This is a genomic window from Streptomyces sp. NPDC050448 (assembly GCF_040655295.1).
GTDB lineage: Bacteria > Actinomycetota > Actinomycetes > Streptomycetales > Streptomycetaceae > Streptomyces.
The window spans coordinates 231,945-253,724 of sequence record NZ_JBFAJR010000004.1; the positions used below are offsets into that span (position 1 = coordinate 231,945).

15 protein-coding genes and 2 pseudogenes are annotated in these 21,780 nt (G+C 70.1%); 10 read left to right on the top strand and 7 right to left on the bottom strand.

The features are described from left to right. Positions 1–56 precede the first annotated feature (56 nt). The 3 genes and pseudogenes from AB0I68_RS07785 to AB0I68_RS07795 form a co-directional block, all read right to left on the bottom strand. A complete protein-coding gene (locus AB0I68_RS07785) occupies positions 57–2,018 on the bottom strand; it encodes an amino acid transporter (RefSeq protein ID WP_363176438.1) in 1,962 nt (653 codons plus the stop codon). A 134-nt stretch (positions 2,019–2,152) separates the two neighbouring features. Further along, positions 2,153–4,204 carry a potassium-transporting ATPase subunit KdpB gene (gene kdpB / locus AB0I68_RS07790; RefSeq protein ID WP_363176322.1) on the bottom strand — a complete coding sequence of 684 codons (2,052 nt, stop codon included), beginning with the start codon at positions 4,202–4,204 and terminating at the stop codon, positions 2,153–2,155. Between the two features lie 339 nt (positions 4,205–4,543). Next, positions 4,544–5,191, bottom strand: a pseudogene (locus tag AB0I68_RS07795) (amino acid permease); the annotation flags it as partial. A gap of 207 nt (positions 5,192–5,398) precedes the next feature. Between AB0I68_RS07795 and AB0I68_RS07800 the strand changes: the two are divergent. From AB0I68_RS07800 to AB0I68_RS07830, 7 genes are all read left to right on the top strand, one after another. Next, positions 5,399–5,548 (top strand): hypothetical protein, encoded by a 150-nt coding sequence (locus AB0I68_RS07800; RefSeq protein WP_363176323.1) that lies wholly within the window; start codon positions 5,399–5,401, stop codon positions 5,546–5,548. Beyond that, positions 5,545–5,634, top strand: a complete 90-nt coding sequence (gene kdpF, locus AB0I68_RS07805; RefSeq protein ID WP_037836701.1) for a K(+)-transporting ATPase subunit F — start codon at positions 5,545–5,547, stop codon at positions 5,632–5,634. The genes AB0I68_RS07800 and kdpF overlap by 4 nt, the downstream gene beginning before the upstream one ends. An 8-nt stretch (positions 5,635–5,642) precedes the next feature. Then, positions 5,643–7,307, top strand: a complete 1,665-nt coding sequence (gene kdpA, locus AB0I68_RS07810; protein WP_363176324.1) for a potassium-transporting ATPase subunit KdpA — start codon at positions 5,643–5,645, stop codon at positions 7,305–7,307. Further along, positions 7,304–9,403 carry a potassium-transporting ATPase subunit KdpB gene (kdpB, locus tag AB0I68_RS07815; protein ID WP_363176325.1) on the top strand — a complete coding sequence of 700 codons (2,100 nt, stop codon included), beginning with the start codon at positions 7,304–7,306 and terminating at the stop codon, positions 9,401–9,403. The genes kdpA and kdpB (AB0I68_RS07815) overlap by 4 nt, the downstream gene beginning before the upstream one ends. Positions 9,404–9,411: 8 nt before the next feature. Further along, positions 9,412–10,089 (top strand): potassium-transporting ATPase subunit C, encoded by a 678-nt coding sequence (locus AB0I68_RS07820; RefSeq protein ID WP_363176326.1) that lies wholly within the window; start codon positions 9,412–9,414, stop codon positions 10,087–10,089. Between the two features lie 98 nt (positions 10,090–10,187). Continuing rightward, a complete protein-coding gene (locus AB0I68_RS07825; protein ID WP_363176327.1) occupies positions 10,188–10,871 on the top strand; it encodes a response regulator in 684 nt (227 codons plus the stop codon). Positions 10,872–10,922: 51 nt separating this feature from the next. After that, positions 10,923–13,469 (top strand): sensor histidine kinase KdpD, encoded by a 2,547-nt coding sequence (locus AB0I68_RS07830; protein WP_363176328.1) that lies wholly within the window; start codon positions 10,923–10,925, stop codon positions 13,467–13,469. Between the two features lie 27 nt (positions 13,470–13,496). On the opposite strand, the gene AB0I68_RS07835 is transcribed toward AB0I68_RS07830, so the two are convergent. Continuing rightward, positions 13,497–15,500 carry an APC family permease gene (locus AB0I68_RS07835; protein WP_363176439.1) on the bottom strand — a complete coding sequence of 668 codons (2,004 nt, stop codon included), beginning with the start codon at positions 15,498–15,500 and terminating at the stop codon, positions 13,497–13,499. Positions 15,501–15,688: 188 nt separating this feature from the next. Here AB0I68_RS07835 and AB0I68_RS07840 point away from each other — a divergent pair, with 188 nt between their 5' ends. From AB0I68_RS07840 to AB0I68_RS07850, 3 genes and pseudogenes are all read left to right on the top strand, one after another. Then, complete coding sequence (locus AB0I68_RS07840; protein ID WP_363176329.1) at positions 15,689–16,225, top strand: hypothetical protein; 537 nt, start codon at positions 15,689–15,691, stop codon at positions 16,223–16,225. A gap of 49 nt (positions 16,226–16,274) precedes the next feature. Next, positions 16,275–16,712: pseudogene (locus AB0I68_RS07845) on the top strand (short-chain dehydrogenase); the annotation flags it as partial. Positions 16,713–17,173: 461 nt separating this feature from the next. Next, positions 17,174–18,277: an alpha/beta hydrolase-fold protein gene (locus AB0I68_RS07850; RefSeq protein ID WP_363176330.1), complete on the top strand. Its 1,104-nt coding sequence runs from the start codon at positions 17,174–17,176 to the stop codon at positions 18,275–18,277. Positions 18,278–18,737: 460 nt separating this feature from the next. Here the strand turns inward: AB0I68_RS07850 and AB0I68_RS07855 are convergent, their stop codons facing one another. Genes AB0I68_RS07855 through AB0I68_RS07865 form a run of 3 tightly spaced genes read right to left on the bottom strand, consistent with a single transcriptional unit; the run spans position 18,738 to position 21,768 of the window. After that, entirely contained in the window at positions 18,738–19,802 is a 1,065-nt protein-coding gene (locus AB0I68_RS07855) for a dipeptide epimerase (protein WP_363176331.1), read from the bottom strand. Beyond that, positions 19,799–20,911 carry a pyridoxal-phosphate dependent enzyme gene (locus AB0I68_RS07860; protein ID WP_363176440.1) on the bottom strand — a complete coding sequence of 371 codons (1,113 nt, stop codon included), beginning with the start codon at positions 20,909–20,911 and terminating at the stop codon, positions 19,799–19,801. The genes AB0I68_RS07855 and AB0I68_RS07860 overlap by 4 nt, the downstream gene beginning before the upstream one ends. A 14-nt stretch (positions 20,912–20,925) precedes the next feature. Further along, the gene (locus AB0I68_RS07865; protein WP_363176441.1) at positions 20,926–21,768 is read right to left on the bottom strand and encodes a DUF364 domain-containing protein; all 843 of its coding nucleotides are present in this window, start codon (positions 21,766–21,768) and stop codon (positions 20,926–20,928) included. Positions 21,769–21,780 lie beyond the last annotated feature (12 nt).

A 21,780-nucleotide genomic window follows, 5' to 3' on the forward strand; every position in this document is an offset into this window, starting at 1 on the left:
CATCCTCACCAAGGCGAGGATGCGGCGGGATCCTGTCGGTCTTCCGACGCTTGGCGTCAGCCGGCGTGGACGTGCGGGCGGCGGCTGCGGTCGGGTTCGGCCTCGCGGATGACCTCGCGTGTGACCGGGGCTACCTCGCCCTGTCCGAAGAGGAAGAAGCGCAGGAAGTTCGCCATCGGGTTGCCCTCGGTCCACTCGAAGTAGATGTGGGGGCGCTGCCCGGTCTCGTCGCGCACGTACAGGAGGAGGGCGGCCAGCGCGTTGGGGATGGAGGAACTCTCCAGCGTCAGGACGCGGTAGCGGTCATGCAGGACCTCGCCGCGCACCCGCATGCCGGCTTCGAACTCGGACGCGTCCAGCACGGTGACCTCGACGAACATGACGTCGTCCTCGGACGGGATGTCGTTGTCGGCGCGGATCTGCAGCTTCTTCTGCCGGTACTCGTCGAGGTCCCGGCTGCCCGGCTCGTTGGCGATGAAGCGGATCGTGCGGTTGGCGGTGTCGCGAATGAAGCGTTGCGCCATGTCGTCGAGCTCCACGTGGGTGACGCGCAGCTCGAAGACCCGGGCGAGGCGGGAGAGGAGGGAGAGGGCCATGATGCCGGCGATGAAGCAGGCGCCGATCTTCACGCCGTCGGGGCGTTCGATGACGTTGACGCCGGTGGTGTAGAGCAGGACGACCGAGATCGCGGCGAAGGCGATGGCCCAGCCGCGCTGGCCGGCGCGGCGGGCGGCGATGGTCACGGCGACGGCGGCAGAGGTGAACAGGACGAGAACACCGGTGGCGTAGGCACCACCCTGGGCGTCGACGTCGGCGTCGAAGAGCCAGGTCACCAGGAACGCGATCAGGGTGAACACGATGACCATCGGGCGCAGGGCGCGGGCCCAGTGGGGGGCCATGCCGTAGCGGGGCAGGTAGCGCGGCATCAGGTTGAGCAGGCCGGCCATGGCCGAGGAGCCCGCGAACCACAGGATCAGGATGGTCGAGACGTCGTAGACCGTGCCGAAGGCGGAGCCGAGGTTCTCGTGGGCGAGGAAGGCCAGGGCGCGGCCGTTGGCCTCGCCGCCCGGCTTGAACTGGTCGGCGGGGATCAGCAGGGTGGTGACGAAGCTGCTGGTGATCAGGAAGACGCTCATGATCACGGCGGCGGTGGTCAGCAGCTTCTTGGTGTCACGGATGCGGCCGGCCGGCTTCTCGTCGGTGTCGTCCGGGTCTCCTTGGACGTGCGGCATGACCGCGACACCGGTCTCGAAGCCGGACATGCCGAGCGCCAGCTTGGGGAAGACGAGGAGGGCGATGGCGACCATCATGATCGGGTTGCCGTGCTCGGCGGTCAGCGCCTCGGTCCAGTCGCCGATGACGTGCGGCTCCGAGATCACCTTCCAGAGGCCGACGGCGATGACGACGACGTTCAGCGCGAGGTAGGAGATCACCAGGACCACGGCCACGCCGATGGCCTCGCTGAATCCCTTGAGGAAGACCGCCCCGAGCAGGGCGATCATGATCAGGGTGATGATCATCTGGTGGCCGTTGAGCGTGCTGGTGAGGTGCGGGTTCTCCACCAGGTGTGCGGTGGCGTCGGCCGCCGAGAGGGTGATGGTGATCAGGAAGTCGGTCGCGGCGAAGCCCAGCAGGGTCAGGACGAACAGCTTGCCCTTCCAGAAGGAGAGCAGCCGCTCCAGCATGGCTATGGATCCCTCGCCGTGCGGGCTCTCCTCGGCGACGCGCCGGTAGACCGGCAGCGCGCCGAAGAGGGTGAGTATCACCAGCACGATCGTCGCGACCGGCGACAGCAGACCGGCGGCCAGCGCCGCGATGCCCGGCTGGTAGCCCAGCGTCGAGAAGTAGTCGAGGCCCGTCAGGCACATCACCCGCCACCACGGCCGCCCGTGGACCGCAGTCCCCGCGGTCTCGGGCTGGGAACCTGACTGATGCTTCGTCTGCTCAGTCAGGCCTTCCAATAGCCACGATCGCAGGCGGCTCGTGGGGGTGGCAATCGCCATCGTAGGTTGCTCCATGTCGTACGGCTTGGATCCAGCCATCGAAGCGATGGCTGAGCCAGCGTACGGAAGCCGTTAAAGCCTGCACGCGCGGGGCGCAATCCTGACGCGTCCTTAACGCGGAGCCGCGATGGCATGGGGCCGCTCGGCCCTCATCCAAGGCCGGGGATGGTGGAGACCACGAGGTCGATGAGCTTGATGCCGACGAAGGGCAGGACGAGGCCGCCGAGGCCGTAGACGGCGAGGTTGCGGCGGAGCAGGTCGTGTGCGGAGGCCGGGGTGTAGCGGACGCCCCGCAGGGCGAGCGGGATCAGGGCCACGATGATCAGGGCGTTGAAGATGATCGCGGAGGTGATGGCCGAGGTGGGGCTCTGCAGCCCCATGATGTTGAGCGCGCCGAGCCCCGGGTACGCCGATGTGAACATCGCCGGGATGATCGCGAAGTACTTCGCCACGTCGTTGGTGATCGAGAAGGTCGTCAGGGCGCCGCGTGTGATGAGGAGCTGCTTGCCGATCCGTACGATCTCGATGAGCTTGGTCGGGTTGGAGTCGAGGTCCACCATGTTCCCGGCCTCCTTGGCGGCCGAGGTGCCCGTGTTCATCGCCACGCCGACGTCGGCCTGGGCGAGGGCGGGGGCGTCGTTGGTGCCGTCGCCGGTCATCGCGACCAGCTTGCCGCCTTCCTGCTCCCGCTTGATGAGGGCGAGTTTGTCCTCGGGGGTGGCCTCGGCCAGGTACTCGTCGACGCCGGCCTCGGCGGCGATGGCGCGCGCGGTCAGCGGATTGTCGCCGGTGACCATGACGGTACGGATGCCCATCCGCCGCAGCTCCGCGAAGCGGTCCCGGATGCCCTCCTTCACCACGTCCTTGAGGTGGATGATCCCGAGGACCCGGGGTCCGTCCCAGTCGTGGACGGCGACCAGCAGGGGCGTTCCGCCCGACTGCGACACGGTGGCGGCCCACTCGGGGGCCTCGGGCGGCACGGTACCGCCCCGCATCGTCACCCAGTCGGCGACCTGCTGGACGGCGCCCTTGCGGATGGCGCAGCCGGCGCCGTTGTCCCAGCTGAGGTTGATGCCGCTCATCCGGGTCTTGGCGCTGAACGCCACGAAGCGCGGGTTGCTCAGCTCGTGCTCGGCGGGAGGCGTCAGGCCGAACGCCTCGGCAAGGGCGACCACGGAGCGGCCCTCGGGGGTGTCGTCCGCGAGTGAGGACAGCTGGGCGGCGTCGGCGAGCTTGCCGTGGTCGGTGCCGGGCAGTGGGATGAAGCGCTCGGCCTCGCGGTTGCCGGTGGTGATGGTGCCCGTCTTGTCGAGGAGCAGGGTGTTCACGTCGCCCGCCGCCTCCACGGCCCGGCCGCTCATCGCCAGGACGTTGCGCTGGACGAGGCGGTCCATGCCGGCGATGCCGATCGCCGAGAGCAGGGCGCCGATGGTGGTGGGGATGAGCGTGACGAGCAGCGCCACCAGCACGGCCGTGGACGGGGAGGCGTGCGCGTGGGCGGCCATCGGCTGGAGGCTCACCACCACCAGCACGAACACCACCGTCAGGGCCGCCAGCAGGATGTTGAGGGCGATCTCGTTCGGGGTCTTCTGCCGGCTGGCTCCTTCGACCAGCGCGATCATGCGGTCCAGGAAGCTGCGTCCGGGGTGCGAGGTGACCCGTATGACGACGGAGTCGGACAGGACGGTCGTCCCGCCCGTGACTCCGGACCGGTCGCCGCCCGACTCGCGTAGTACGGGCGCCGATTCACCAGTGACGGCGGACTCGTCGATCATGGCGGCGCCGTCCACGACGTCTCCGTCGGCCGGAATCATCTCGCCGGCTTCGACCAGGACGAAGTCGAAGGGCTGGAGTTCGGCGGGGCTGACGGCCTCCGTCTCGGCGCGGCGCAGGTTGGTGCCGTACGTCCAGTGCTGCAACCGCAGGGCCACCGTGTCCGTACGGGCCTTGCGCAACGACTCGGCCTGCGCGCGACCGCGGCCTTCGGCGACGGCCTCGGCGAAGTTGGCGAAGAGCACGGTCAGCCAGAGCCAGATGCTGATCACCCAGGTGAAGACCGACGGGTGCAGTAACCCGGAGAGGGTGGTCAGGACCGAGCCAACGGCAACGACGAACAGCACGGGTTTGCGGACCAGTTCACGTGGATGGAGCTTGCGCACCGCCTCACGGGCCGAGGCCGCGAGCCGTTCGGGTTCCAGCATGTTCGCGGGTCCGGGGCGCTTGCGGGGCGGCCGGGTCACCGGGGAGGGAGGTCGAGTCCCGAGACCCGGCGGAATGTGCTGCGCGGCAGCGGAAGACATGAAGTGGCCTTTGTGACGGGATCGGCAGGTGTGCGCGAGGGGTGAGCGAGGGGCCCGACTCCGGGGACCTCTCGGCATGGGCCCCCTCTGGCCGTCGTCATGCGGATGGGTCTGGTCCCCGGTGGCGGGACGGGCAGGAACTTACCGCCAGGGTCTGAGTGATTCCCGTGAAGGACAGGGGAATTGCCGGATCCTTGACGGCTGTGTACGGAGAGCCGTCAAAGGCGCGCCAAGGACGCGTCAGTGCACGTCGCCGGCCATGCGGAAGCGCAGCCGGCAGATCACCGCGCCGGTGTCGCGGCGCACGGCGTGGGCGACGACGGAGCCGCGCTGGTTCTGGAGCATCCACTGCCACAGGCGTGCCGGCTCGGTCTCCGGGATGAGTACGGTGACCTGAGCGTCGGGATGTGCGTCTGCGAGTTCGCGTACGTACCCGGAGACCGGACGGCCGAGCGCACGCGTCTGTGAGACGAGTTCGACGAGTTCGACCCCCGGGTTCCAGAGCTCCCAGTCCCGACGCAGGGCCTCGGTCGCCGCACGGTCCTCCGGTGTGGGGTGGGTGACGGTGACCGCGAGGACCTCGTCACCCAGCGAACGGCCGGCGGTCAGGGCCTGACAGGTCGGCTTCGACAGCCCGCAGACCGGTACGACGACCAGCGAGCGGGTCCGCATCGGCGGCTGCGGGATCCGGCCGAGCTCCAGCCTCTCGCCGATCCGCGCATAGGTGCGGTGGATCTTCTCGAAGCCGAGGACGAGCAGCGGCAGGGCGACGACGATCAGCCAGGCACCCTCGGTGAACTTGGTGGCGGTGACAACCACCGCCGAGGCGCCGGTCAGGAGTGCGCCGAAGCCGTTGAGGGCCGCCTAGGCCCGCCGGCCGGCGGGGCGCTCGGCGGACCAGTGACCGACCCCCGGGCCCCCTGCCGTCACAGACGGCCCGCCTGGTGGCTGTGGCCCTCGCCGCACACGCCGGCGCCGCCCTGGACACCGCGGGCCTGACACCCCTGGGCTGAGCGGCGTAGGCGTAAGGACGGCATCAAGAGTTCCGCCGTGCCCGTATGAAGCCCGTCAAGGACTCTTAACGCCCCGCTGAGCTTGCGCTTTGCTCTTCATCGGCCGGTCTGGCCGAATCCATTTCATCACTTCATCCAGGAGCTCACGGTGGCCGATCTGGCCTTCGTCGTCACCACGGTCGCGGTGTTCGCGCTGGTGGCTCTCATCGCCCGAGGGGTGGCCAAGCTGTGACTGCCGAGAACATCGTCGGCCTCCTCGTGGCCGTCTCCCTGCTGGGTTACCTCGTCCTCGCCCTTGTGTACCCGGAGAGGTTCTGAGCACTGATATGAGCCCCGTAACCGCTGGTGTGCTCCAGCTGCTCGCACTGATCGCCGCGCTCGCGCTGGCCTACCGCCCGCTGGGTGACTACATGGCCCGGGTCTACTCCTCCGAGAAGCACTACAGGCCGGAGAAGTGGATCTACAAGGCGATCGGCGCCAACCCGACCGCCGAAATGCGCTGGCCCGCGTACCTGCGCGGCGTCCTCGCCTTCTCCGCGGTGAGCGTCCTCTTCCTCTACCTCCTGCAAAGGGTGCAGGGCATCCTGCCGGGCTCGCTCGGCTTCCAGTCGATCGACCCGGACCAGGCGTTCAACACCGCCGCGTCCTTCGTGTCGAACACCAACTGGCAGTCGTACTACGGCGAGCAGGCCATGGGCCACGTCGTGCAGACCGGCGGCCTGGCGGTGCAGAACTTCGTCTCGGCCGCGGTCGGCATGGCCGTCGCCGTGGCCCTCGTACGGGGCTTCGCACGCTCCCGCACCGGTGAGCTCGGCAACTTCTGGGCCGACCTGGTCCGCGGCACCGTCCGCATCCTGCTGCCCATCTCCGTGATCGGCGCGATCATCCTGGTCGCCTGCGGCGCCATCCAGAACTTCGCCAAAATCCACGAGGTCGGCCAGTTCCTTGGCGGGACGCAGCAGTGGAACGGCGGCGCAGTCGCCTCGCAGGAGGCGATCAAGGAGCTGGGCACCAACGGCGGCGGTTACTTCAACGCCAACGCGGCCCACCCCTTCGAGAACCCCACCCCGTTCACCAACCTCTTCGAGATCTTCCTGATCCTGGTGATCCCGTTCGCTCTGACGCGCACCTTCGGCCGCATGGTCGGCAGCATCCGTCAGGGCTACGCGATCCTCGCGACGATGGCGACGATCTGGCTGGTCTTCGTCGGTCTGATGATGTGGACCGAGTTCTCCCACCACGGCCCGGCTCTCCAGGCCGCGGGCGGCGCCATGGAAGGCAAGGAGACCCGCTTCGGCATCGGCGCCACCTCGATCTTCTCGGTCTCCACGACCCTGACCTCGACCGGCGCGGTGGACGGCTTCCACTCCTCCTTCACCGGCCTGGGCGGCGGCATCCAGCTCCTGGGCATGCAGCTCGGCGAAATCGCACCCGGCGGCGTCGGCTCCGGCCTCTACGGCATGCTCGTCATGGCGATCATCGCCGTGTTCATCGCCGGCCTGATGGTCGGCCGCACCCCCGAGTACCTGGGCAAGAAGATCGGCACCCGCGAGATCAAGTTCGCAGCCTGCTACATCCTCATCACCCCGGCGCTGGTGCTCTGCTTCACCGCAGCCGCGATGGCCCTGCCCACCCCTGCCCACTCGATGGCCAACAGCGGGGCGCACGGCTTCTCCGAGGTCCTCTACGCCTACACCTCGGCCGGAAACAACAACGGCTCGGCCTTCGCGGGCCTGAACGCCGACACCCAGTGGTTCAACACCACCACCGGTATCGCGATGCTGCTGGGCCGCTTCCTGCCCATGGTGTTCGTCCTGGCACTGGCCGGCTCGCTCGCCGAGCAGAAGCCGGTCCCCGAGACCGCAGGCACCCTGCGCACCGACAAGCCGCTCTACACGGGCCTGCTCGTCGGCACCATCGTCATCATCACCGGCCTGACCTACTTCCCCGCCCTCGCGCTGGGTCCGCTCGCTGAAGGGCTCGCATCATGAGCACCATCACCCCAACCCGTGCCCCGCACGAGGACATCCCCACCGGGCACAAGCCGGACGCCGGGCGAGTGGGCGGTGGCCTGTTCGACCCCAAGGCCCTGCTGAAGTCGTTCCCCGACGCGGTGAAGAAGCTCAACCCGCGCGTCATGATCAAGTCGCCGGTCATGTTCGTCGTCCTCGTCGGCTCGGTGGTCACCACCCTCCTCGCGATCAAGGACCCCACGGACTGGTTCGGCTGGGCCATCACCGCCTGGCTGTGGCTGACCACGATCTTCGCGAACCTCGCGGAGGCCGTCGCCGAAGGCCGCGGCAAGGCCCAGGCCGACACCCTGCGCAAGGCCAAAACCGACACCGTCGCCCGCCGCCTGACCGACTCCGGCGAGGAGGAGGTCCCGGGCACGGACCTCCGTATCGGCGACCGGGTGGTGTGCGAGGCCGGCGACATCATCCCCGGTGACGGCGACGTCGTCGAAGGCGTCGCCTCCGTCGACGAGTCCGCCATCACGGGCGAGTCCGCCCCGGTCATCCGCGAGTCGGGCGGCGACCGCTCCGCCGTCACCGGCGGCACGAAGGTCCTCTCGGACCGGATCGTCATCAAGATCACCACGAAGCCCGGCGAAACCTTCATCGACCGCATGATCGCCCTCGTGGAGGGCGCGGCCCGGCAGAAGACCCCCAACGAGATCGCCCTCAACATCCTGCTGGCGTCCCTCACGATCGTCTTCCTGCTCGCGGTCGTCACGCTCCAGCCGTTCGCGATCTACGCGGACGCCAAGCAGTCGATGATCGTGCTCACCGCCCTGCTCGTCTGCCTGATCCCGACGACCATCGGCGCGCTGCTCTCGGCGATCGGTATCGCGGGCATGGACCGCCTGGTCCAGCGCAATGTGCTGGCCATGTCCGGGCGTGCGGTCGAGGCCGCGGGCGACGTCTCGACGCTGCTGCTCGACAAGACGGGAACCATCACCCTCGGCAACCGCCAGGCCGCCGAGTTCGTCCCGGTCAAGGGCACGACGGAGGCCGAGCTGGCCGACGCCGCCCAGCTGTCCTCGCTGGCGGACGAGACCCCCGAGGGCCGTTCCATCGTGGTCCTGGCGAAGGAGAAGTACGGGCTGCGCGAGCGCCACCAGGGCGAGCTCGCGCACGCCACTTGGATCGAGTTCACCGCCCAGACCCGCATGTCGGGCGTGGACGTCGACGGCCGCAAGACCCGTAAGGGCGCAGCCGGTTCGGTCATCACCTGGGTCAAGGAGCAGGGCGGCAAGGTCGCCGACGACGCGGACCTCCTCGCCAACCGCATCTCCGAAGCCGGCGGTACGCCGCTGCTCGTCGCCGTCGAGGACGAGAAGGGCGCCCGGATCCTGGGTGTCATCCACCTCAAGGACGTGGTCAAGGAGGGCATGCGCGAGCGGTTCGACGAGCTGCGCCGCATGGGCATCAAGACCATCATGATCACGGGTGACAACCCGCTGACCGCGAAGGCGATCGCGGAGGAGGCCGGCGTCGACGACTTCCTCGCCGAGGCCACCCCCGAGGACAAGATGGCCCTCATCAAGCGGGAGCAGGCCGGCGGCAAGCTCGTCGCGATGACCGGCGACGGCACCAACGACGCCCCGGCCCTCGCCCAGGCGGACGTCGGCGTCGCGATGAACACCGGCACCTCGGCCGCCAAGGAGGCCGGGAACATGGTGGACCTGGACTCCAACCCCACCAAGCTGATCGAGATCGTGGAGATCGGCAAGCAACTCCTGATCACGCGCGGGGCGCTGACGACGTTCTCGATCGCCAATGACGTCGCGAAGTACTTCGCGATCATTCCGGCCATGTTCGCCGTGGTCTACCCCGGCCTCGACAAGCTCAACATCATGGGCCTGCACTCGCCGAACTCGGCGATCCTCTCCGCGGTCATCTTCAACGCGCTGATCATCATCGCCCTCGTACCGCTCGCCCTCAAGGGCGTCCAGTACAGGCCGACCAGCGCCGACAAGATGCTCCGCCGCAACCTCGGAATCTACGGACTCGGCGGCCTCGTCGCCCCGTTCATCGGCATCAAGATCATCGACATGCTCATCACCCTCATCCCCGGAATCGGCTGATACCCGCCATGAACAACTCCGTAGGAAACACCGCCCGCCTGCTCGGGGCCGGACTGCGTGCTCTGCTCGTCCTGACCGTCATCTGCGGCGTGATCTACCCGCTCGCCGTGACCGGCATCGCCCAGGCCGCGTTCACCGACCAGGCCAACGGCTCCGAGATCAAGGACGGGAGCGGCCAGGTCGTCGGCTCCGAGCTGATCGGGCAGACCTACAACCTGCCCAAGAAGAACCCCGACGACCCGGAAGAAGCGGCCAAGCCGGACCTCAAGTGGTTCCAGCCGCGCCCCTCGGGCGGCCTCGGCAGCAACACCGTCAACCAGCAGTACTCCCTCATCCTCTCCGGCGCCACCAACAAGGCCGCCGACAACGAGGACCTGGTCAAGCTGGTCACGGACGCCAAGGACGCGGTCGTCTCGGACAACACGACGGCCACGTACAAGGTGCGGCCTCAGGACGTGCCGGCCGACGCCGTCACCTCCTCCAGCTCCGGCCTGGATCCGAACATCTCCCCGGAGTACGCGGCCATCCAGGTCCACCGCGTCGCCGAGCAGAACAAGCTCGACGTCAAGCAGGTCGAGAAGCTCGTCAAGGACAACACCGAGGGCCGCACACTCGGTTTCATGGGCGAGCCCCGCGTCAACGTCCTGGAGCTCAACATCGCCCTCAAGGCCCTGACCAAGAGCTGATGGCCCTGTTCCAACGGATCAGTAGCCGGTGGGGCGCGGAGGCTCCGTGCCCCACCGGCTCTTTATCTGTCCGCAACGAAGGAAAGGCTGTACACCCCATGAACCGGGTGCTCGTGGTGGAGGACGATCCGCAGCTCGTGCGCGCGCTCAAGATCAACCTCCAGGCGCGGAAGTTCGACGTCGACGAGGCCGGCGACGGCCGCTCGGCGATCCGGCTCGCGGCCGACCGGAAGCCGGACGTCATCCTCCTGGACCTCGGCCTGCCCGACATGGACGGCGTGGACGTGATCAAGGCGGTCCGCGACTGGAGCCGGGTGCCGATCCTGGTGCTCTCCGCCCGCCACACCTCCGAGGAAAAGATCCGGGCCCTGGACGCCGGCGCGGACGACTACGTGACGAAACCGTTCAGCATGGACGAACTGCTGGCCCGCCTCCGTGCCGCCACCCGGCGGCAGGAAGAAACCGGCTCCCCCGCCGGTACCTCGGGCATCACGACCGACGAGTTCACCGTCGATCTCGCGGCCAGGAGGGTGGTGCGCGGAGACCGCACGGTCCGGCTGACCCCGACCGAGTGGCACCTGCTGGAGCTGCTGATCGCCCGCCCCGGTCACCTCGTCTCCCAGCGCAGGCTGCTGCTGGAGGTCTGGGGGCCCACCTACGCGGAGCACACCAACTATCTTCGGGTCTACATGGCTCAGCTCCGGCGCAAACTGGAGGCGGACCCCTCGCACCCCCGCTATCTGATCACCGAACCGGGCATGGGTTACCGCTTCGAACCCTGATCACGCATACGCAGACACAGCACATCGAGCAGAACGAGAAGTCGACACCACATGAGACGCGGAAAGCTCCGGATCTACCTCGGCTCGGCACCGGGCGTCGGCAAGACGTACGCGATGCTGTCCGAGGCGCACCGGCGGATCGAGCGCGGCACCGACTGCGTCGTCGGCTTCGTCGAGCACCACCGCCGGCCGCGAACGGAGGTGATGCTGCACGGGCTCGAGACGATCGCCCGGCGAGAGATCGCGTACCGTGACAGCACGTTCACGGAGATGGACGTGGACGCCGTACTGGCGCGCCGCCCCGCGGTCGCGCTGGTCGACGAGCTCGCGCACACCAACGTCCCGGGCTCGCGCAATCCCAAGCGCTGGCAGGATGTCGAGGAGCTGCTCCAGGCGGGCATCGACGTCGTCACCACGGTCAACATCCAGCACCTTGAATCGCTGGGCGACGTGGTGGAGTCGATAACCGGCGTACGCCAGCGCGAGACCGTGCCCGATGAGGTCGTCCGGCGTGCGGATCAGATCGAGCTGGTCGACATGTCCCCGCAAGCGCTGCGCCGCCGCATGGCACACGGCAACATCTACAAACCCGACCGCGTCGACGCGGCCCTGTCGAACTACTTCCGTCCCGGCAATCTGACCGCCCTGCGCGAGCTCGCGCTGCTCTGGGTCGCCGACCGCGTCGACGAGTACCTCCAGGAGTACCGCGGCGAGCACAACATCCGCTCGACCTGGCAGGCCCGCGAACGCATCGTGGTCGGCCTGACCGGCGGCCCGGAGGGCCGCACGCTCATCCGCCGCGCCGCGCGCCTCGCCGAGAAGGGCGCGGGCGGCGAGGTCCTGGCCGTCTACATCGCGGCCAGCGACGGCCTCTCCTCCGCCTCTCCCAAGGAGCTGGCCGTCCAGCGCACCCTGGTCGAGGACCTCGGCGGAACCTTCCACCACGTCATCGGCGACGACGTCTCCCACGCTCTGCTGGAGTTCGCCCGCGGTGTGAACGCCACCCAGATCGTCCTCGGTGTGAGCCGCCGCAGGCCCTGGCAGTACGCCTTCGGCCCCGGGGTGAGCGCCACGGTGGCCCGCGAGTCCGGCCCCGACCTCGACGTGCACATCGTCACGCACGACGAAGCGGCCCGAGGCCGCGGGCTGCCGGTCACGCCGGGCGCCCGGCTGGGCCGCTCGCGCATCATCTGGGGCTGGCTCACGGGCGTCGTCGGCCCCGCCCTGCTCACCTTGCTGCTCAGCCAAGTCGTTCCCGAGCTCGGACTCGCGAACGACATGCTGATCTTCCTCACCTTCACCGTCGCCGCCGCCCTGCTCGGCGGCCTGCTGCCCGCACTCGCCTCGGCCGCGTTCGGCTCCCTGCTGCTCAACTACTTCTTCACGCCACCGCTCTACCAGCTCACCATTTCCGACCCCCGCAACATCGTCGCCATCTCGATCTTCTTCGGGGTGGCCGTGTCCGTGGCCTCCGTCGTGGACCTGGCCGCCCGCCGCACCCACCAAGCCGCCCGGCTGCGCGCCGAGTCCGAAATCCTCTCCTTCCTCGCCGGCAGCATCCTGCGCGGCGAGAACTCCCTGGACGCCCTGCTGGAGCGGCTGCGCGAAACGTTCGCAATGCAGTCGGTCGCACTACTGGAACGCGTCAGCGAGGTGGAACCCTGGACCATCGCCGCAGCTGTGGGCGCCCACCCGGTCACCCGACCCGAGGACGCCGACGTGGACATGCCCATCGGCGAGAACATGGCCCTGGCCCTCTCGGGGCGGGTGCTGCCCGCCGAGGACCGGCGCGTACTCGGCGCCTTCGCCGCCCAGGCAGCCGTCGTACTCGACCGCCAGCGCCTGGTCGACGAAGCCGGCAAAGCCCGCGAACTCGCTGAGGCCAACAAGATCCGTACGGCCCTGCTCGCCGCCGTCAGCCACGACCTGCGCACGCCGCTGGCCGGCATCAAGGCCTCTGTCACCTCGCTCCGCTCCGACGACATCGAATGGTCCGAGGAGGACAAGGCCGAACTCCTGGAAGGCATCGAAGAAGGCGCCGACCGCCTCGCCGCGCTGATCGGGAACCTCCTGGACATGTCCCGCCTGAACACCGGCGCCGTCGTCCCACTGATCCGCGAGACCGACCTCGACGAAGTCGTCCCGATGGCACTGGGCGGCGTACCCGACGACAGCGTCGAACTCGACATCCCCGAAACCCTCCCCATGGTCGCCGTCGACCGCGGCCTCCTCGAACGAGCCGTCGCCAACATCGTCGAGAACGCCGTCAAGTACAGCCCGACCGGTCATCCCGTCCAGGTTTCCGCCAGTTCCCTGCAGGACCGGGTCGAGCTTCGTGTCGTGGACCGCGGCCCCGGTGTCCCCGACGAGGCCAAGGACCGCATCTTCGAACCGTTCCAGCGGCACGGCGATGCCCCGCGGGGCGCGGGAGTCGGCCTCGGCCTCGCGGTGGCCCGCGGCTTCACGGAGGCCGTCGGTGGCACGCTGACCGCCGAGGACACCCCCGGCGGCGGCCTCACCATGGTCCTCTCCCTGCCCACGGCGGAGGGTGCTCGGCCGCCGGTCCCCCCGGAACTCCCCGCCTCGGCCATCACCTGAGCCGGCCCGCAGGAGCGCTCCATCGGATCAGTCCCGCACGCCGCCCTTCGGTTCCGTGCGGGCGGCGGCGTGCTCGGGAGGGTTGGGGGGTTCCCCCCGGCGGACCGAGCCGGGTGCGCGGGCGGCCGCGTGGTCGGCGACAGCGGCGGAGGTCAGCTGCCACGGGACGCTCGTCACCATCACCCCGGGGGTGAACAGCAGGCGGCTCTTGAGCCACAGGGCGGACTGGTTGTGGAGGAGGTTCTCCCACCAGTGGCCGACGACGTACTCGGGGATGAAGACGGCGACGACGTCGCGGGGCCCGGCACGCCGCATGGAGCGGACGTACTCGACCACAGGTTTGGTGATCTCGCGGTAGGGGGATTCCAGGACCTTCAGCGGTACCTCGATCTCGAAGTCCTCCCACTGTTTGCGCAGGTGGTCCAGGCTCTCGCGGTCGACGGCGACGGTGAGGGCCTCCAGTTGGTCCGGCCGGAAGGCGCGGGCGTAGGCCAGGGCGCGCAGGGTCGGCTTGTGGACGGTGGAGACGAGGACGATCGCCAGCACGCGGGAGGGCATCTTGCCCTCGGCGCGGGGGTCGGTGACGGCGAGTTCGGCGGCGGTGTGGTCGTAGTGGCGGCGGATGCCGCGCATCATCAGCCACAGCAGGACCGCGGCGAGTACGGCCAGCCAGGCGCCCTGGGTGAACTTGGTGGCGAGCACGATCACGAGGACCAGGCCGGTGATGCAGGCGCCGGTGGCGTTGATGGTCCGGGCCAGCTGGTGGCGGCGGCGCAGGGCCGGGTCGGTCTCCGTACGCAGCTCGCGGTTCCAGTGCCGGACCATGCCTGACTGGGACAGGGTGAAGGAGGTGAAGACACCCAGGATGTAGAGATGGATGAGGCTGGTGACGTTCGCCTTGTAGCCCCACAGCAGCAGGCCGGCGACGATGGCCAGGGCGAGGATGCCGTTGGAGAAGGCGAGCCGGTCCCCGCGGTTGTGCAGCTGGCGCGGCAGGTAGCGGTGCTGGGCGAGGATCGAGGCGAGCAGCGGGAAGCCGTTGAAGGCGGTGTTCGCGGCGAGGATCAGGACCAGGGCGGTGGCGGCCTGGAGGAAGTAGAAGCCGATGCTGTCGTTGCCGCCGAAGACGGCTGCGGCCAGCTGGGCGATGACGGTGCGCTGGGTGTAGGCCTCGCAGTCGGCCAGGCCGGTGAGCCGGCAGGAGTCGTCGGTGATGTGGACCTTGGCGACGATCGCGAGGGTGGTGACACCGACGAACATGGTGATCGCAATGATGCCCATCGCGGCCATGGTGGTCGCGGCGTTCTTCGACTTGGGCTTGCGGAAGGCCGGGACGCCGTTGGAGATCGCCTCCACACCGGTCAGGGCCGTACAGCCGCTGGAGAACGCCCGCAGCACGAGCATGACCAGCGCCAGGCCGGCCAGATCCGCGTCGCCTTCCTGCGGGGTGATGCCGTACGCCGCGCTCTCGGCCACCGGGGCGTCACCCAGGAGGTAGCGCAGCAGACCGGTGCCGACCATGACCAGGACGCCGCCGATGAACAGGTACGTCGGGGCGGCGAAGGCCTGCCCCGACTCGCGCACGCCGCGCAGGTTCATCGCCGTCAGCAGGGCCACGAAGCCCAGAGCCATCAGGACCCGGTACTCGGCCAGCGAGGGCAGCGCCGAGATGACGTTGTCCACGCCGGAGGCGACCGAGACGGCCACGGTCATCACGTAGTCGACCAGCAGCGAGGCCGCGACCACCAGACCGGCCGAGGGCCCGAGGTTGACCGAGGCGACCTCGTACGAGCCGCCCCCGCTCGGGTAGGCGTGGACCACCTGGCGGTACGAGAGCACCACCACGGTCATCAGCGCCACGACGGCGGCCGCGATCCAGGGCGTGAAGTGCAGGTACGCCAGGCCACCCAGGGTGAGGACCAGCAGGATCTCCTGCGTGGCGTAGGCCACCGAGGAGAGCGGGTCCGAGGCGAAGATCGGCAGCGCGAGCCGCTTGGGCAGCAGCGTCTCGCCCAGCTCCTCACTGCGCATGGCCCGCCCGATGACGAGGCGCTTGAGGATCTCGGTCAGCTTCGGCACGGTGTGACCATAGCCCCGTCACCCGAAGATCAGCACTGGAGCGGGCATTCGGCGTAACGGCGCCAAGACCCCGTTCACGACACGTCAGGATCCCATCAAGATCCGCGGCGTCCGACCGCCGTGTCCCTAGCCTCGGACGTATGAGACCCGGTCCAGACACGTGCGCTCGGGCGCCGCAGAGGCCCGTCCGCGATCACGCCTGGCCGGGGGCTCTGCGGACAGCTGTCCTGTGCGCCGGCATCCTGCTGGCGCTCCTGCTGCTGGTCGACGCGGTCTCCGGGGCGCTCACCCCAGCCCGTGCCGCGCTGTGGGCAGGGCTCGCGGCGGCGCTGTTCGCGGTGCTCGTGCCGGCCCGGGTCACGGCGGGCGACGGCTGGTTCGCCTCGCGCGGGCTGCTGCGAGAGCGACGGGTGCGGACCGACGGCCTGGTGGCCGTGCGCTGGCCCGCCGGGAGCGGGCAGCGGCTGGTGCTCCAGGACCTCCACGGCGTACGGATCGAGCTCGACGTGAAGGTGCTCACTGGCACCCCAGCCCTGTGGCAGCTGCTGGAGCAGGGTGTCCGGGCCTCCCTGGAGCGCGGCGCCGTGGCCGCCGGGACCGCGGACTGGCAGAGACTGTCCCGGCGCATCAACGGCGAGGCCGCGCTCCTCGTGTTCAAGGTCTCCGGTCTGGAGTAGCCGGTGAGGATGCGGTGTCCCGGCGCTCCGAGTCGGCCGCCGACGCACCCTCCTCACCAACCTCCTGGAGCCTGGCCTCACCAGCGGCCCCGGCGGCCGGGTCGTCAACGTCTCCTCCTCGCTCCACCGCACCGCGGCCATCCAGTGGAACGACCCGCAGCGCCTGCGCCGCTACTCCCGCCTCGCCGCCTACGCGCAGTCGCAGCTCGCCCTCACCGTCTTCGCCGCCGACCCGCGGGTGACCGCCGTCTCGGTCCACCCGGGCGTGTGCGAAACCGGCCTGCTCCCCCTGTACGGGCACGAGGGCGAGTCCGCGGCCGAGGGCGCCGGCCACGTGGTCCGCCTGTGCGATCCGGCCACCGAGATCGTCAACGGCGCGTACTACGACCGCGACGAGCGGGTCGAACCGGCCCCGGCCGCCACCGAGGAGCGCACCGTCAAGCGCCTGACCAAGCTCGCCGACCTGCTCGTCGGCCACACCGCCTGAAGGGACCCCGTACCGCCATGTCCAAGCGCGCACGCAAGAAGAAGGCCCGCCGCAAGAAGGCCGCCAACCACGGCGGCAAAGCCGAACAGCACTGACAGCGCCGGACGGGGGCGGGGCGGCCGTGACCGGGCCGCCCCACCCCCGTCCACCCCCACCGTGAGGTGCGAGGCCTGGCGCGACCGGCGGGCGGCGTGCTTCTGCAGGTCGGCGGGGGGGGGGATGGCGGGTGCGCCCGATGAGCGCGAGTCTCCCTACGACGCCACCGGCCGCCAGATCGCCATCGCCTTCATCCCGCACCCGGGTGACCAGGGAGCGACTCGCGCCCCGACCCGGACGGCATGTTCGCGCTCGGTCCCCGTTCGTGCTGGTTCATGGGAACCGATATGTCGCCGTACCGATCTATACCAGCGAGATCCGTTCGAGACCCCGTTCGAGATCCGTAACTCTGCACCGGAGTCCGAGTGAAACACCGTTCAGCCACGCTCTGCGCGGCCCTCGTCCTGTCCGCCGTCGCCGCGCTGTCCGGCTGCTCCAGCGAGGGCGATCCCGTCTCCTTCGCCCCGAAGGAGACAGCGAAGCCGGGGGAGAGCAACAAGGCCAGCGACGTCCGGATGCCGACCCACCCGCGCGAGTGGACGACGCAGCGGGAGCTGCCGGACGGGACGCGGGTGGTGCGCACCGATCTGACGGGGCCGAAGTCCGGATTCACCGGCCGGGTGTGGGCCTGGGTGCCGAAGCAGTACGGCAAGCCCGAGTACAAGGACAGCGCCTTCCCGGTGCTGATGGCGCTGCCCGGCGCGGTGGGCTACCCGACGAACTACTTCTTCTCCAAGGAGTTCCGCCTCCAGGAACGGATCGGGGAAGCCGCCGACAAGGGCGAGAGCCTGCCCTTCATCGTGGTCATGCCGGTGCTGAACGCCAACAAGGACACCTACTACGACGGCAGCGACATACCGGGGCAGCCCAAAATGGGCACCTGGATCTCGGACGACGTCCCGGACCTGGTGCGGGAGAACTTCCGCACCTACGCCGACCCGAAGGGCTGGGGCTTCTTCGGCTCCTCCTCCGGAGGTTACGTGGGCATGAAGATGGTGCTCCAGTACCCCGAGCGGTTCAGCGTGGCGATCGCGGGCGGGCCCGACGCGGCCCCCGATTCGCCACTGTGGAACGGCCATCCGCAGGAGAAGCAGGAGAACAGCCCGGCCTGGCTGGCCGAGCAGCTGATCAAGAAGAGCGGCGCCGCGGGCGGCCCCACGAGCAGCCCGTCGAGCAGCGCCAAGGCCGGCTCGAAGAGCAGCCCCAAGAGCAGCCCCTCGCCCGACCCCTCGACCGGGCCCACGACCGGCCACAAGGTGGCGATCTCCTTCCTCATGGGCACGAAGGAGCCGAAGCAGGAGGTCGCGGCTCTCGACAAGCTCCGCCAGGAGATCACCAAGGGCCCGATAGAGACCCGGGTGACGTCCTTCGAGGGCGGTCACGACGGGTACAAGTACACGGACACCCTGTTCAACGGTGACCTGAAGTGGATGAGCGACCGGATGCGCGGCCCGGTCGCCGCGAAATGACCGCCGCCCAGGGGCCCGTCGGCCCGTCGGTCACGGGACCTTCACCCGACGGAACGGACCATCGAACGGCGGCCGACGAAGACCTCCGGGCGCCGAGCGGAAGGGACGTGCCGATGACGGCCATCAATGAGGCGTCGGCCTGAGCCGCGCCCCTCGGGACGCCCGCCGACCGGCGTCCCGTACCGCCGCGGCCGCGAGCCCGGCGTGCCCTGATGGCCCTGGCGGCGCCCGCGCCCGCGGCGTGCGCGGGCGCCGCACCCGCCCGGGCGAGCAGCCCGCAACCTCCCGCACGCACATGCTCAAGGCCGTCGACAACCCTGCCAGGCCATACGACTGCACGGGATAGGGCCGACTGCGGCCCGGAGGCGGGGCGGGGCTGGCCGGCGGCCAACTCCGCCATGCCCTGAGCCCCTGCCGCGGTCCGCTGAGCCATCGCCGTGCCACGTGCTCGGCTCGGCTCTCATCGCGCGGCACCTGCGCGTATGCCAACGCGGGGCAGCACTCCCAGGCCACCGCGCGGAGCGGGGCGTACGGTCCCGTCGGAGCCGCCAATGCCGGACCAGGGATCGTTGGCGAGGAGCAGGTGCCCGTCGAGGTCGATCCAGCGGGCCCGGTCGACCAGGTGGACGGCGGGCGCGATGCCGAGCGAACTGGCGGTGAGGCAGCCGAGCATGAGGTCGGTGCCGCTGCCGTCCAGCGCCGCCTGGATGCGCAGCGCGGCCCGTACGCCCCCGCACTTGGCGAGTTTCACGTTGACGCCGTGGACCCGCCCGGCGAGGGCCGCGGCGTCCTCGTAGGAGACCGCGTCCTCATCGGCGATCACCGGGACCGGCGAGGCGGCGGCGACCCGGGACAAGGCCTCGGGCTGCCCGGCGGCGATCGGCTGTTCCACGGCCGTGACGCCGAGGGCTGCGAAGCGGGGCAGCAGCGCGTGGGCCTGGTCCTCGGACCAGGCACCGTTGGGATCGAGCAGCAGGTCAACGGCAGGCGCTCCCGCACGGACAGCCTCGACCCGGGCCAGGTCCTCGGCCGGCTCGGGGGACCCGGCCTTGACCTTCAGCACGCTGAAGCCGGCCACGGCAAGCCGACTGGCCTGGGCGGCAGCGGCGACGGGCGGGACGATGCCGATGGTGCGTGCCGTCGCCGCGGACGGCGGCACAGGGCTGCCGAGCAGTTGGTGTACGGGCTGACCGGCTCGCTTGCCGACGAGGTCCAGTACGGCTGACTCGACGGCGGCGAGGACTCCTGCGGGCAGCTCTGCGCCCACAGGCCCCGCGGGGACGAGTTCCGCCCAGGCGGTCTCCGGGTCCGGCAGACGCTCGACCGCCGCCCGGAGGGCGCTCAGGTGGCGAAGGATGTGTTCGGTGGGCAGACCGAGGTACACGCTGCTGACGGCCTCCCCCCAGCCGCGCAGCCCTCCGTGTTCCAGCCTGATCCACACCGCGTCGCGGCGGGCCATCACAGAGCGGGAGATCCGCAGCGGCTCCGCCAGTTCGAGCGAGGCGGTGTGCCAGGTAAGTCTCATACGGCACCTCCGGGGGCCGGAACGCGGGCAGCGCGGGCTTGGCCGCCGGGGGCGGCGACGGGATCGACGACGGTCCGGCAGCGGGTCCAGCCGAGGGCCTCGGCCGCATACGGGTGCCGGATCTCCAGCGGGCGGGTGGCCGGGGCGGTGCCGGTCAGGCCGTGGGCGTGGCAGAAGTCGTCGTCGTAGACGGTGCCGAGGTAGCGGTGCGGGCCGTCGGGGAACACGGTGGCCACGACGGCGCCGGGCTCGGCCCGTGCTGCCCACGCGGAGACCAGGGCGACTGCGCCGGTGCTCCAGCCGCCGCTGACGAAGCTGCCGCGGGCAAGCCGGCGGCAGGCGTCGACGGCCTCGGCGGCGCCCACCCAGTGCACCTCGTCGAACGCCCCGTGGCGGACGTTGCGGGGGTGGATGCTGCTGCCGAGTCCGCGCATCAGGCGTGGCCTCGCGGGCTGTCCGAAGATCGCGGAGCCGACGGAGTCGACACCGATGACCTTCAACCGGGGCCAGCGGCGGCGCAGCGGGCCGACCAGCCCGGCGCTGTGGCCGCCGGTGCCCACGCTGCACACCAGGATGTCGAGGTGGTCGAGCTGGCTGATCAGTTCCCCGGCCATGGAGAGGTATCCCGCGGGGTTGTCCGGGTTGTTGTACTGGTCGGGCCAGTAGGCGTCCTCGTTGCGGGCCAGGACCTCGCGCAGCCGGGTGATGCGGGCGGCCTGCCAGCCGCCCTGCGGCGCGGGGCGGTCGACGAGCTCCAGGCGGGCGCCGTAGGTGCGCAGCAACTGCCGGATGGAAGGTTCGAGTTCGGTGTCACCGACGAGGATGACGGGGTGGCCGAGGGCCTGCCCGGCGAAGGCCAGACCGATGCCCATGGTGCCGGAGGTGGACTCCACGACCGGGGCGCCGGGGCGCAGCTCACCGCGTCTGCGGGCGCCGGTGAGCATCGACATCGCCGCGCGGGCCTTCATCCCGCCGGCGCTGAGGCATTCGAGCTTGGCCCAGAAGCCAGGATGGGGGTGCGGCAGGTCGGTGTGGATCCGGGCGACAGGCGTGCGCCCCAGCAGGGGCATGAGACCGGGGTTGGCGGCGGCCGTGTGGGGCCTGTGCATGAGTGGAGCGGTGGTCACGGACGGCCTCCGTAGCGGTGGATGACCCCGGGGCCGCCGTCCAGCCAGAAGAACGGGTACGGCTCGGCAGAGACGGCGCTCACTCCGGACCCGAGGAATCGGGGCAGGACGGCGCTGCCGGTCTGGGCGAACATCACGAGGGGCTTCCCCGTCTCGGCGGCGTGGTCGAGCAGGTCCTGAAAGGTGCCGTTACCGAGGGTCATGCCGGAGGCGAGGACGGCACCGCAGCGTTCCAGGTGTGCCGCCGCGTCGTTGAGGACGGGCTCGCCCCACTCGGTGGCTCCGCCCTTGAGGTCGCACGGCACGTAGTCGAGCCCTCGAGAACGGAGCTGCTCGAGCAGCGAGTTGACCACTCCGACCACCAGGACCGGGCGGCGCGATGGGGAGTCGTCAGCGGGCAGCAGGTCGATGACGGCCCGGGCCCGTGCCCGCGAACGGCTCAGCGAACTGCCTGCCGGGAGGGGATACGGGCGGGCGCCGTTGTCGGGCGTGTGCGGCCGCACGTGGGCCAGGTAGGCGTCGAGCGCTGCGATCCGCACGGGCAGGAGCGGATGCCCCAGGAGGTCGGCGACGGCGGCGCCCACGCAGTCGTCGAGGGCGCCTTCCGGTAGGGTCCCGGGCTCGACCGCGCAGGACCCGACCGCCGCGTCGAGCCTCAGGCTGAGCACCTCGTTGCGGTAGCCGCTGCCGCGCCCTTCGTGCCGCACGGCCTGGGAGGTGGTGAACGCGAGCGAGATCCGCTCGCCGACGGGGTCGGGGCCGTACGCACCAGCCAGGACCGCGTCGAAGAGCTGGTCGACGCTCCGGGCGGCGGGGTCGGCATGCGGGCGCTCGCCCACCGGGATCGTTTC